At 46.3% G+C, this 12,529-nt stretch carries 10 protein-coding genes; 4 read left to right on the top strand and 6 right to left on the bottom strand.

The window, feature by feature from the left end; translation table 11 throughout:
- The first annotated feature begins 18 nt into the window (after positions 1-18).
- Together A6E01_RS10470 and A6E01_RS10475 are read left to right on the top strand one after the other, a co-directional pair.
- Positions 19-1,749 carry a glycoside hydrolase family 9 protein gene (locus A6E01_RS10470; protein WP_017032751.1) on the top strand — a complete coding sequence of 577 codons (1,731 nt, stop codon included), beginning with the start codon at positions 19-21 and terminating at the stop codon, positions 1,747-1,749.
- The gene (locus tag A6E01_RS10475) at positions 1,746-3,626 is read left to right on the top strand and encodes a beta-N-acetylhexosaminidase (protein WP_065210187.1); all 1,881 of its coding nucleotides are present in this window, start codon (positions 1,746-1,748) and stop codon (positions 3,624-3,626) included. The genes A6E01_RS10470 and A6E01_RS10475 overlap by 4 nt, the downstream gene beginning before the upstream one ends.
- Here the strand turns inward: A6E01_RS10475 and A6E01_RS10480 are convergent.
- The 6 genes from A6E01_RS10480 to A6E01_RS10505 form a co-directional block, all read right to left on the bottom strand.
- Complete coding sequence (locus A6E01_RS10480; protein ID WP_017028382.1) at positions 3,623-4,648, bottom strand: ABC transporter ATP-binding protein; 1,026 nt, start codon at positions 4,646-4,648, stop codon at positions 3,623-3,625. The genes A6E01_RS10475 and A6E01_RS10480 overlap by 4 nt on opposite strands.
- The gene (locus A6E01_RS10485; protein ID WP_017028383.1) at positions 4,648-6,273 is read right to left on the bottom strand and encodes an ABC transporter permease; all 1,626 of its coding nucleotides are present in this window, start codon (positions 6,271-6,273) and stop codon (positions 4,648-4,650) included. The genes A6E01_RS10480 and A6E01_RS10485 overlap by 1 nt, the downstream gene beginning before the upstream one ends.
- A 79-nt stretch (positions 6,274-6,352) precedes the next feature.
- Entirely contained in the window at positions 6,353-7,366 is a 1,014-nt protein-coding gene (locus tag A6E01_RS10490; RefSeq protein WP_065210188.1) for a Fe(3+) ABC transporter substrate-binding protein, read from the bottom strand.
- A 285-nt stretch (positions 7,367-7,651) separates the two neighbouring features.
- Positions 7,652-8,884 carry an ammonium transporter gene (locus tag A6E01_RS10495; protein ID WP_017032754.1) on the bottom strand — a complete coding sequence of 411 codons (1,233 nt, stop codon included), beginning with the start codon at positions 8,882-8,884 and terminating at the stop codon, positions 7,652-7,654.
- 24 nt (positions 8,885-8,908) lie between these two features.
- Positions 8,909-9,247: a P-II family nitrogen regulator gene (glnK, locus tag A6E01_RS10500; protein WP_017028386.1), complete on the bottom strand. Its 339-nt coding sequence runs from the start codon at positions 9,245-9,247 to the stop codon at positions 8,909-8,911.
- Between the two features lie 206 nt (positions 9,248-9,453).
- On the bottom strand, positions 9,454-9,822 hold the full coding sequence (locus A6E01_RS10505; RefSeq protein ID WP_017032755.1) for a YacL family protein: 369 nt from the start codon (positions 9,820-9,822) through the stop codon (positions 9,454-9,456).
- 147 nt (positions 9,823-9,969) lie between these two features.
- Here A6E01_RS10505 and A6E01_RS10510 point away from each other — a divergent pair, with 147 nt between their 5' ends.
- Positions 9,970-11,121, top strand: a complete 1,152-nt coding sequence (locus A6E01_RS10510; protein WP_065210189.1) for a sugar diacid recognition domain-containing protein — start codon at positions 9,970-9,972, stop codon at positions 11,119-11,121.
- A 131-nt stretch (positions 11,122-11,252) separates the two neighbouring features.
- Positions 11,253-12,518 carry a GntP family permease gene (locus tag A6E01_RS10515; RefSeq protein ID WP_065210190.1) on the top strand — a complete coding sequence of 422 codons (1,266 nt, stop codon included), beginning with the start codon at positions 11,253-11,255 and terminating at the stop codon, positions 12,516-12,518.
- The last annotated feature ends 11 nt before the right edge of the window (positions 12,519-12,529 follow it).

Below are 12,529 nucleotides of genomic sequence, written 5' to 3' on the forward strand. Positions count from 1 at the left end.
TATAAGGAATAACGACTTATGCAGTTGTTAATCAATCAAATCGGCTACTCCACTACTGCCGATAAACAGGGTGTCCTGCTCTCGCCTCACCCTCTACCTCTTCAAACCGTCGACAATGCCGATATCATCATTGTTGATACAAAGACTCACCAAGAGGTAGCCCGTGTACCCCTTCAGCCCGGCGCTCAGGTGGATCAATGGAATATAGGCTGGTGCTACACTTTTGACTTTAGCAAGATCAACAAGAGCGGCACCTATCAGGCTCGCTTTGAAGGCTGTGCATCGCACTCTTTTGAGATTCAACCTCAGCTATTGTTCAAGCGCACCTTCTCTGATCTTTTGCATTATTTCAAATCGCAGCGCTGTAGCGGTATCTACGATCAAGCGGATCAACAGGCAACACTATTGGGCTCAGAGCGAACTATTGATGTCTCTGGCGGTTGGTATGATGCCTCAGGAGATGTAAGCAAGTACCTAAGCCACCTATCCTACGCCAACTACCTGAACCCACAGCAAATTCCTATGCTGGTTTGGAATCTACTCTCTAGCCTAGACAAGCTAAAAACTGAGCCAAGCTGCCACCCGTTTACTCAAACCCGTCTGATGGACGAGGCGCTATTCGGCGCTGATTTTCTAGTGCGAATGCAAGATGCAGACGGTTTCTTCTACATGACAGTGTTCGACCAATGGAGCAAAGACCCTGCCCAGCGAGACATCTGCGCCTATAAGACCCAAGCCGGTATTAAGCTTGAGAATTATCACGCAGGCTTTCGCCAAGGCGCAGGGGTTGCCATTGCAGCCCTTGCCTCTGCCGCTAGACTTGAACACTGCGGTGAGTTCAACAGCGAAATCTATTTAGAAAAAGCACAGCTTGGTTATTGGCATCTAACAGAGCATAACCAAGACTACCTAGACGACGGCACTGAGAACATTATTGATGAGTATTGCGCGCTCCTTGCTAGCGTCGAGCTGTATAAAACAACCCATGATTCTCGCTATTTAGATGAGGCTCGCCAATGGACTCAGAAGCTAAATTCACGTCAGTCTAGTGATGATGACTGTCACAACTTTTGGTCCGCCAATAGGGATGGTACTCGCCCTTATTTCCACGCAGCAGAAGCTGGGTTGCCCGTAATCACGCTATGCTGTTTTCTTGATATCGAGACAGATACTGCAATAAGAAGTCAGGTAATCGACACCATCAACGCCTCAATGCTGTTTGAGCTGAGCATCACTCAGAGAGTGGCCAATCCTTTTGGCTATCCAAGGCAGTACGTCAAGGATGTGAGCGGCGAGAAGCGTGATGCCTTCTTTATTGCTCAAGACAATGAATCAGGCTATTGGTGGCAAGGAGAAAATGCTCGTCTCGCTTCCCTTACTGCAATGGCTCATTTTGCGCTTCCTTATCTATCTGCGCACTTGATCCCTCAGGTAAAAAACTACGCACAGCAGCCCCTTAACTGGATTCTAGGCCTCAATCCCTATGATATGTGCATGCTCGATGGGCATGGGCACAACAACCCTGACTACCTCCCTGAGTTGGGTTTTTTCAATGCGAAGGGAGGGATTTGTAATGGCATTACCGCAGCCTTTGATAACCCGTTAGGCATTGGGTTCAAACCCGAAGAATACGCCGATAACTTAGAGCAAAACTGGCGCTGGGGAGAACAGTGGTTACCCCACGCGGCATGGTATCTATTAGCAATCGCCCATCAAACCAGTGATGAATTATCAGGAGACTCTCAATGAGCCTATTTCGTCTCGACCTAAAGGTCATTAATCAAACCGAGCAGCGCACTCGATTTTCAATGACCCTTAGCAACCACTCTTCACTGACACTCGAAGATTGGACTCTCTATTTCTCTATTACCCGCTTTTTAGACTCGAGCAGCAACACTCAAGGTAATCTCTCTCAACTCGGTAGCTTTTGCACTTTACAGTCACTGCCAACGCTACAAGCTGATGGTCAATTTACCACTGAGTTTGAGATGCCAACACCACCGTTGCAGCTACAATGTGATGGTATTTTAGAGGCGTTTATTACCGCGCCAGAACAATACGCTGTGGATGTGACGCCCCTGCAGCTCATTGAGCCAAAGTCGAACCCACAACCTATAGAAACCGTAAGCAAGGCGAGCGTAGGCATTATCCCTAAACCTCAAGAGATACAAATTGACTCTGGTGCCTTTGAATTTGCCCATGATGAGGTGATATTCACTGACTGTGACCAAGCAAAAGAAGCCGCTTTATGGTTGATAGAAGCAAAGCCTGAGCTTGACTTATCCCTAAGTGAAGAAGCAAACAGAGTCGAGTTTAAGTTGCTTAAAAGCTTACCTCACCAGTCATACCAATTAGAGGTATCTAGTAACTCAGTCACTCTATTTGCCAGTGATTATCAAGGGTTCAGCCACGGCGTTGCTTCCCTATTGCAACTGCTTGGCAATGGCATCAAAGCCACTTGCATTCAGATATCAGATAGCCCTATTTATGACTATCGAGGAATGATGCTGGATTGTTCAAGGCACTTCCATCAACTAGACCAAGTGAAATTGATCATCGATCAACTCGCCCGCTATAAGTACAACCACTTTCATTGGCATCTCACCGATGATGAAGGCTGGCGCATTGAGATCAAAGCCTTCCCTGAGCTGACCGATATTGGCGCGTGGCGAGGCAAAGATCTGCCCCTTACGGCTCAGTTCAAACACATCGATTCCAAATATGGCGGCTTCTATTCCCAGGAGCAGATTAAAGAAGTCATCACTTACGCCAAGCGTCGTGGGATCACTGTGATCCCCGAAATCGACATACCGGGCCACTGCCGAGCAGCGATCAAGGCCCTGCCCCATCTTTTGCTCGATAGGGATGACAAGTCCATCTACCGCAGTGTGCAGCACTACACCGACAACGCGCTCTCACCCGCGCTAGAGGGAACGTATGAGTTCCTCGATAAGGTGCTCAAAGAGGTGGCAGAATTGTTCCCTGCCCCTTATGTGCATATCGGCGCTGATGAAGTTCCTGAAGGGGTTTGGACAGAGAGCGAAAAATGCCAGGCCGTAATGACTGAGCACGGTTATTCTGATGCCAAAGAACTGCAAGGACATCTTCTACGCTACGTAGAAAACAAACTCAGCAGCTTAGGTAAGCGAATGCTTGGCTGGGAAGAGGCGCAGTATGGCGACAAGGTTAGCCAGCAAACGGTGATCTATTCATGGCAGAGCGAAGAAGCCGCCATAAAATGTGCCCGTAAAGGCTTTGATGTGGTACTTCAGCCTGGTCAATATACCTATCTCGATATGGCCCAAGAATTTGATGCCACTGAGTCAGGCTTCTATTGGGCGAACATTACCCCGCTAAAACACGCTTATCACTATCGCCCTTTGAGTGAGATAGACGCCAATGACCCTATCCAACAAAAGGTATGGGGGATCCAAGCGGGATTATGGTGCGAACTCATTGATAGTGCCGAGCGACTGCAGTATATGGTGCACCCTAGGTTGCAAGCCATCGCAGAGGTGGCGTGGACTAAAGAAACCAACAAAGACTGGAATGATTTCTTATCTCGTTTACAGCTTGATCTGGAAGGATTACAGGGCCGCGGTATCCACTACCGCAACCCTTTTTAGAAGGCCAGAAGTTGAGTTGGCGTTAAGGTAACGTCAACTCGGCTACCAATATCTAGTTGCTCTATGGAGCTAGACAGTAGCTTGTGCCCATCCACATCAATAACGTAGCGGAAGTGATCACCCATGAACTGCTGCTCTAATACCTTGGTCAGTCCCTCTGGGTTTGCGGTCAGTTGCAGATGTTGAGGCCTAAACAATATATGAGCCTGCTCATCGGTACTTTGCTGCTTGGATAGCGCTTTAACCACACCAAGGGCAGTTTGATACAGCCCTTGCTCTACTCTAAGCCCCGGTAAATAACTGCCACCACCAAGAAAATCTGCAACAAATCGACTTGAGGGGTTGTGATACAAATCACTCGCAGTGCCAAATTGCTCAATCACACCCTTGTTCATCACTGCCATTTTATCGGCAAAGGCAAAGGCCTCTTCTCGGCTATGGGTAACAAAAATAGCGGTTACGCCTGCTTGCTTGAAGATAGCGCGGATCTGAGCAATCAATTTATGACGTACTTGGGTATCGATATTTGAGAAGGGTTCATCGAGCAATAATAGATCAGGTTTATAAGCAAGAGAGCGCGCAATAGCCACACGCTGCTGCTGACCACCAGATAGCTGATGCGGATATCGATCGCCAAGCTCCTGCAAATGAACCATCTCAAGCATTTGCAGAACACGCTCTTTTTGCACTTCTTTTGCCAGTTCTTGAATGCCAAAACAGATATTCTCGGCCACCGTTAGGTGCGGAAATAGCGCATAGTCTTGGAAGATCATCCCGATATTACGCTGCTCTGGTGCAACCCAATGCTTACCATCATCAATAACGTTACCGTTAAGTTCGATATAGCCTTTAGTGAGAGGCAACAAGCCTGATATCGCCTTAAGCAGCGTGGTTTTACCACAACCACTGGCACCCAACAAACAGACGATTTCTCCCTGTTTAACCTTCAAAGACAAAGACTCTAAAACAGTCTGATTGTCATACTTACAGGTGAGGTCTTTAATGGCTAAGGTACGGCTCATTAGTGTGGTTGCTCCAAAGAACGGTTGACGATAATTAACGGAATCAATCCAACGAGCACAAGCAGGACTGCAGGCATCGCCGCGATTTCCAGTTGCTCGTCAGAGGCAAAGTTGTATACGTAGGTGGCAAGTGTTTCAAAGTTAAATGGTCGCAATAGCAATGCCGCATTCAACTCCTTCATCGACTCGATAAACACCAATAAAAAGGCGATCAGTGCCCCACGCTTCATTAGCGGAATATGCACGCGCTGTAGCATTTGCGTACTGTTACAGCCCATAGTGCGTGCGGCCATATCCAATGAGGGTGATACCTTGTTCATACTGCTCTCAATAGTGCCAATGGCGACCGCAGAGAAACGCACAACAAAAGCAAATACAATGGCAAACATAGAGCCTGAGAAGATAAGTCCAGGTCTTCCCCAATCCATCGCCTTGGCAATATCATTAATAAAATGGTCAGCCGTTAGTACCGGCACCATCACACCAATCGCAAGCACAGTTCCAGGAACAGCGTAGCCTAGAGAGGCTAAACGCACGAACACATTGCTACTGGTTGTCGCAGATAAGCGATTATAGAAGTTCAGTACCACTGCGATAACCAAGGCAATCAATGCCGCCAGCACTGACACCTGCAGACTGTTCATCGCATATTGATAAAACTGAGTCGTCCAGCTTTCTGAAAAGTAGCGATAGGCGTACTGACAAAGCTGAAGTAACGGGAAGATAAAAGCGACAGCGACAATGGACCAACACCAGGTCACCGCTGCCCACTTTTTCCAGCCTTTCAGCTCATAACGGAAGTTTTCATGGCTATTAAATTGATTTTGGAACAATTTCTGCTTACGACGGCTGTATCGCTCAGCACTGATCAGCAGAATAATCACGAGCAGCATTATCGCTGAAATCTTAGCGGCTGCGCCTAGATTAGAGTAACCAAGCCAAGTATCAAATACCGCAGTGGTGAGAGTATTCACTGCAAAGTAACTGACAGTACCAAAATCACCAATGGCCTCCATTGCTACAAGGGATAGACCAACGGCAATAGAAGGACGAATAATCGGTAGCGATATACGCCAAAAGCTCTGCCATGGAGAGCACTTGAGCAATCTAGCCGATTGCAGAATGCTCACGCTCTGCTCCATGAATGCCGCGCGACACAGCAGATAAATATACGGATAGAGAACTAAAGACAACACCCAGATGGCGCCACCTAAAGTACGCATATCAGGGAACCAGTAGTCTCCTGGCCCCCAACCAGTGATGTCTCGCAAGAAAACCTGTAAAGGACCGGCAAAATCAAACCAATCCGTAAACACGTAACCGACGATATAACCAGGCATAGCCAGAGGCAGTACCATTGCCCACTGCAACACTTTTTCTGATGGAAGGCGACACATGGCCATTAGCCAAGCGCTTGGAATACCAATTAGAAGAGACAGTAACATCACTCCAAATACCAACCAGAAGGTATTTGAGACGTAGGTGGGCAACACCGTATCAAAAAGGTGTGCGAACAAGTCGTTATCACCACCGATACTGGTGTAAAAAATGGCTAAAATTGGCAAAACCAGTAGTACAGCTAAGAGTGCACTACTGGTTCGAAATACGGGATACTTTTCTTTCATCAAATAACTTGAAAAGGCGTCCTAAAGACGCCTTAATTCTAAACCTTAAAGTTTATAGGTGTTTAACCCATGCAGTGTATTACAGGTCAAACTTAGTTTCATCCAATAGCTTCACAGCAATCGCATGATTTTCAGCAATTTTCTCAAGTGCTAGTGTATCTGCTTTGAAATCACCCCATGAAGCTACTAACTCAGAACGCTTCACGCCTTCTTTCACTGGGTACTCATAGTTAATTTCTGCGTACATTTGCTGAGCTTTGTCGCCCGTTAAGAATTCCATCAGCTTCTGAGCATTGTCACGGTTTGGAGAGTGCTTAGCCATTGCCATACCACTCACGTTTACGTGTGTACCGTTAGAATCTTGACCAGGGAAGTTAATGTAAACTGATTCAGCCCACGCAACTTGCTTAGGATCGTTAACCATCTTGCCTAGGTAGTAGCTGTTACCTAGTGCTAGGTCACACAAGCCTTCTTTAATCGCTTTAACTTGTGCGCGGTCGTTACCTTGAGGTTTACGATCTAGGTTTGCTTTAACGCCTTCAAGCCAAGTTTTTGCTTCCGCTTCACCGTAGTGCGCCACCATAGAAGCCACTAGAGAAACGTTGTATGGGTGCTTACCGCTACGAGTACAAATCTTGCCTTTGTACTCTGGGTTAGCTAGGTCTGTGTAATCAAAATCAGAGCCAAGCTTGCCAACGCGATCACGAGAAGAGTATACGTTACGTGCACGTAGAGTCAGTGCAAACCACTCGCCTTCAGTGTCACGGTATTGAGCAGGGACATTTTCATCAATCACCTTGCTATCAACACTCTGTACAACGTCTTTATTGCTTAGTTCAACCAAACGACTGATGTCTGTAGTCAATACTACGTCAGCTGGGCTGTACTCACCCTCTTGAACTAGTTTCTCAGCGATACCTGTATTAGAGAACTTAACGTTTACCGTGATACCCGTTTGTTTAGTAAATTCATCAAACATTGGTTCAACCAAAAATGGCTGGCGGTAAGAGTATACGTTCACTTCTTCTGAAGCTGATGCGATTGGCGCGAATACACCGCTAATAGCAGCAGTCAACACAAGTAATTTTTTCATTCTAGCTCCCTTAATTGAAAGTGAGAATAGTTATCAATGCGTTTATTATATTCAAGAACTCGTTTCAAACAATGATAAAAAACAACTAAATTACGATTTATTTAACTTTGTTATCAATTTCTGTGATTCAGTCAGGCAAAAGCACGTCTTTAAAGATAGAGTGTGCTCCTCAAAATATTCAATTTAGTAGATAAGTTCCACTAAATTACTCGAACTCACGTATTTCACTCACAAAAAAAGGCCTACTCGAAAGTAGGCCTTTTGTTAAATAATTGATTTATAGAATTATTGTTTCACTGTCATGAACTCTGGGTAAGCACCGATACCACAATCGTGAACATCCATGCCTTCCATCTCTTCTTCTTCTGTTACTCGGATACCCATAGTTGCTTTCAGTACAGCCCACACAACCATGCTTGCACCGAATACCCAACCGAAGATTACTGCAGCACCTAGAAGCTGAGCAGCAAATGTTGCATCACCATTGCTTAGAGGCACAACCATCAGGCCGAAGAAACCACACACACCGTGAACAGAGATAGCACCTACTGGATCATCAATCTTGATTTTATCGAAGCCTACGATGCTGAATACTACGATTGCGCCGGCTACTGCACCAATACTCACTGCTGCAAGTGGTGATGGTGATAGAGGGTCAGCAGTAATCGCAACTAGACCTGCCAATGCACCGTTAAGAATCATAGTAAGGTCAGCCTTACCCCAAGTAGTCTTACACACTAGAAGCGCTGCGATTGCACCCGCTGCTGCAGCTGCGTTAGTGTTTAGGAAGATTTGACCTACTGCAGTTGCGTTCTCAAAGTCAGAAACCATTAGCTGAGAACCGCCATTGAAGCCGAACCAACCAAACCAAAGGATAAACGTACCTAGTGTCGCTAGAGGCATGTTTGAGCCAGGGATAGGGTGAACCGAACCGTTTTTAGCGTATTTACCCTTACGAGCACCAAGTAGAATTACACCAGATAGAGCTGCTGCTGCACCTGCCATGTGTACGATACCAGAGCCTGCAAAGTCACTAAAGCCAGCTTCTGATAGGAAACCACCGCCCCAAGTCCAGTAGCCTTCCATTGGGTAGATAAAGCCAGTAAGAACCACTGTGAATGCGAGGAAAGCCCAAAGCTTCATACGTTCAGCTACAGCACCAGAAACAACTGACATTGCCGTTGCTACGAACACTACTTGGAAGAAGAAATCAGACTCTAGAGAGTGATCTGCGCCTTCGGCTTGTGTTCCAATTAGGCTGCCAAATGATGGTAGGTAACCGCCACCGCTATTGTCTACGTACATGATGTTGTAACCCACCAGCAAGAACATAGTACAAGCGATTGCGTACAACACGATGTTTTTAGTTAAGATTTCAGTGGTATTTTTAGAGCGTACTAAGCCTGCTTCTAGCATGGCAAAGCCTGCTGCCATCCACATAACTAACGCACCTGAAATAAGAAAGAAAAAAGTGTCTAGTGCGTAACGAAGTTCCGTTACTGTAGCTGTAAGTTCCATAATAAATTCTCTTGTCCGTTATTCTTAAAGGGCTTCTGTATCCATTTCGCCTGTACGAATACGTACAGCCTGAGATAGGTCGTAGACAAAAATCTTGCCGTCACCAATCTTGCCTGTGTGTGCGGCTTTACTCACAGCCTCAACAACACGGTCAACGTTCTCAGCCTGTGTTGCGATTTCTAGCTTAACCTTTGGCAAGAAATCTACTTGATACTCTGCACCACGGTACAACTCAGTGTGACCTTTCTGACGACCAAATCCCTTGACCTCAGAAACAGTCATACCTTCAATTCCCACATCCGATAGAGCTTCACGGACATCGTCCAGTTTGAAGGGTTTTATAATTGCATTGATAAGTTTCATCGCTTTCCCTCTGCATAATTAGTTTCATCAACACTTTTATATATACAAAGGGCGTGCCAAGTTTTTAAGACTATGAATTTAAAGGATTTAAGGGATAAACAGGAAAAGGAGAGAATTTAATTGCACCACATGAGTGCATGACGCTCACCAAAAGTGCACAAGATGTTAAAAAATGTCACAAGATTGTGCAATTAAGGGGAAAGGGCCTATCGACCCGTAATTAAGAAGCGCTGCCACTGGTGAATAAGGGTCGAGAAGTCCTCTAGGCCGCACATACCAGAGCTTTCGCTGTCATAAAAGTCCATATCTGGCTCAAACTCTTGTTCATATTGCTGCAGTAATACATTTTCTTGCACGGTCACTTCACCCGCTTCAATAATGATGCTGATCTCCGTACCGGGAAGATTAAACACGTCTGCCAGATTATTGTTCGCCTGCTCTATCAAACTAAGAACTTGGCTGATCTTTTCCCTATCATTACCAATCTCTTCATTCAGCCAACGGCCAATGATCTCATGCCCCATGCTGCATTGAACGGAGTACTTTCCAAATACGCGTCTAAATTCAAACTCCATAACTCAACCTATACTGCAATAATAACCAAGCGCTACAAGCTCGGCAGTATACCATTATCTTTTTAGAAACGAGCATCTTGACGCGTTTGCCGTTACTATCCTGCCGCCAATGCCAGAAACAAATGCCTTTAAAGATGAGAGCCCGTTATGCAACTGAATGAAATGATCGCCAGACAAATTGTTGAACGAACAATGAAGATCATTCCCTACTCCATCAATGTCATGGATGATAATGGACGTATTATTGGTTCCAGCGATGCTACTCGTTTGCACCAAAAGCATGAAGGAGCCGTGCTGGCCATCACCGAGTCTCGCGTTGTAAACATCGATGAAGCGACTGCAGAGCATCTGAAAGGTGTCAAACCAGGCATTAACCTACCCATCTTCTTTCAAGACCACGTTATTGGAGCAATCGGTATTTCAGGAACACTGCAACAAGTGCATCATTTTGGTGAACTAGTGAAAATGACCGCAGAGCTTATTGTCGAACAAGCCGCACTCATGTCACAGGTCGAATGGAACAAAAGGCACCGAGAAGAATTGGTGCTTCAATTGATCCGTGGCAGTACCCTAAATGACATGCAACTGCAGGCTATTGCCCAGCGTTTGGATCTCGACCTTGAACAACCTCGAATTGCCGCCGTCGTAAAGGTATTACCTATAGGCAACAAAGCCCCTTCATTAGAGAACCTGCAGCAATTGGTGCACCTATTGGAATACCCAGAGCGGGACAACCTAGTCGGGATCTTATCCGTTTCACAAAATGAAGTGGTGGTATTAAAGCCCATTACACTAACAGCAAGTGGTTGGTCTAAAGAGGCGGAAACCAAGCGCGTGAATCTGCTTCTTAAACGAATAAAGAAAGAAGCCAAGTTTCAAATCAAAATTGCTCTAGGGGATTACTTTGCAGGACTCGCCGGACTCGCGCGCTCCTACGATACAGCCGAACTGACCATGCACAGCGTAGGCAATCGCTCTGGCGAGGTGTTCTTTTATCAAGACCATCGACTTCCTGCCATTATGAGTAGCCTATTAGAAGACCCTTGGATTCGCGAACAGCTGGAGCAGTCTTACCTGCAGCTGCAAAAGCACGACGGCAAAGGGCTACTTATTAAAACCCTTAAGACATATTTGAAGCAGAATTGTGATTCAGCTCTCACCTGTAATGAGCTACACATTCACCGTAACACCTTGCGTTATCGAATAGAGAAGATCAACCAAATAACCTCATTAAATATCAACAACATAGACGATCTATTTCAACTGTATATCGCTATCAATTTGTTCCATTGGAAATAGCCTTAATTGTGCAACTGCACAATTAACGACACCAGAATCCCTCGTTTATTTGTGGCAAGTGCTAAAGACTTGTCACACCTCCCTCTCTATATTTGCCGAAAAATTACAAATTGTTACTTGGGGAATATCACATGATTGAAGTTTCAACCCTCGGCGCACTTGCAGCACTTATTGTCGCTATCGCACTGATCCTGAAAAAAGTTCCACCCGCCTACGGCATGATTATTGGTGCCTTGATCGGCGGTATTGTGGGTGGTGTATCACTGACAGATACCGTTGGCCTAATGATCGGTGGTGCTCAAGGCATAGTGACAGCAGTTCTGCGTATATTGGCTGCTGGTGTGTTAGCGGGTGTACTCATCGAGTCTGGCGCTGCCACCTCTATCGCCGAAACCATAGTTAAAAAAGTGGGTGAAACGCGAGCTCTACTGGCGCTAGCGGTAGCCACCATGATTTTGACGGCTGTTGGCGTATTCGTTGATGTGGCGGTTATTACTGTATCTCCAATTGCCCTAGCGATTGCTCACCGTGCAAACATCTCCAAGACAGCAATCTTGCTGGCAATGGTGGGTGGCGGTAAAGCAGGTAACGTTATGTCGCCAAACCCCAATGCAATTGCAGCCTCTGATGCGTTCAACGTTCCACTGACCTCTGTAATGGCAGCCGGCGTTATCCCTGGACTATGTGGCATGCTATTGGCGTACTTTATCGCTAAGCGCTTAGTCAACAAGGGCAGCAAAGTTTCAGCATCTGAGATCGTCGCCGTTGATCATAGCAAGCTACCGTCATTTGGCGCTGCGATTGTTGCTCCTCTTGTCGCTATTGCTCTACTGGCACTTCGCCCTATTGCAGGCATTAACGTTGACCCTCTTATTGCTCTACCTCTTGGCGGCCTTCTTGGTGCAGTGGTTATGGGGCGCTTCAAAGACTCTAACCAATTTGCGGTTGCGGGACTAAACCGCATGGCTCCAGTAGCAGTAATGCTTCTGGGTACAGGTACCCTAGCGGGCATCGTAGCTAACTCAGCATTAAAAGGTGGGCTTATCGATATCTTGACGGCGTCTGGTTTGCCTTCATACCTACTCGCGCCAATCTCTGGTGCCATGATGTCTCTTGCTACCGCTTCAACCACAGCAGGTACAGCCGTTGCGGCGAGTGTATTTAGCCACACGATTTTAGAGCTTGGTGTTCCCGCTCTTGCTGGTGCTGCAATGATTCACTCTGGTGCGACCGTTCTTGATCACATGCCACACGGCAGCTTCTTCCATGCTACCGGCGGTGCTGTGCATATGGGTATTCGTGAACGTCTAAAACTGATTCCTTACGAGTCTGCAGTAGGTCTGATGATCGCGTTTGTTTCTGTGATGATCTTCGGCGTATTTGGTCTGTTTGTTTAAGTTTAAGGGTT

The sequence above is a fragment of the Vibrio breoganii genome (assembly GCF_001677275.1).
In the GTDB taxonomy this organism is placed as follows: domain Bacteria; phylum Pseudomonadota; class Gammaproteobacteria; order Enterobacterales; family Vibrionaceae; genus Vibrio; species Vibrio breoganii.

Bases quoted from the DNA above. Each gene is read 5' to 3' on its own strand.
- A6E01_RS10490 (WP_065210188.1), bottom strand. From the start codon at position 7,366: ATGAAAAAATTACTTGTGTTGACTGCTGCTATTAGCGGTGTATTCGCG.
- glnK (WP_017028386.1), bottom strand. From the start codon at position 9,247: ATGAAACTTATCAATGCAATTATAAAACCCTTCAAACTGGACGATGTC.
- A6E01_RS10475 (WP_065210187.1), top strand. From the start codon at position 1,746: ATGAGCCTATTTCGTCTCGACCTAAAGGTCATTAATCAAACCGAGCAG.
- A6E01_RS10470 (WP_017032751.1), top strand. From the start codon at position 19: ATGCAGTTGTTAATCAATCAAATCGGCTACTCCACTACTGCCGATAAA.
- A6E01_RS10495 (WP_017032754.1), bottom strand. From the start codon at position 8,884: ATGGAACTTACAGCTACAGTAACGGAACTTCGTTACGCACTAGACACT.
- A6E01_RS10485 (WP_017028383.1), bottom strand. From the start codon at position 6,273: ATGAAAGAAAAGTATCCCGTATTTCGAACCAGTAGTGCACTCTTAGCT.
- A6E01_RS10510 (WP_065210189.1), top strand. From the start codon at position 9,970: ATGCAACTGAATGAAATGATCGCCAGACAAATTGTTGAACGAACAATG.
- A6E01_RS10505 (WP_017032755.1), bottom strand. From the start codon at position 9,822: ATGGAGTTTGAATTTAGACGCGTATTTGGAAAGTACTCCGTTCAATGC.
- A6E01_RS10515 (WP_065210190.1), top strand. From the start codon at position 11,253: ATGATTGAAGTTTCAACCCTCGGCGCACTTGCAGCACTTATTGTCGCT.
- A6E01_RS10480 (WP_017028382.1), bottom strand. From the start codon at position 4,648: ATGAGCCGTACCTTAGCCATTAAAGACCTCACCTGTAAGTATGACAAT.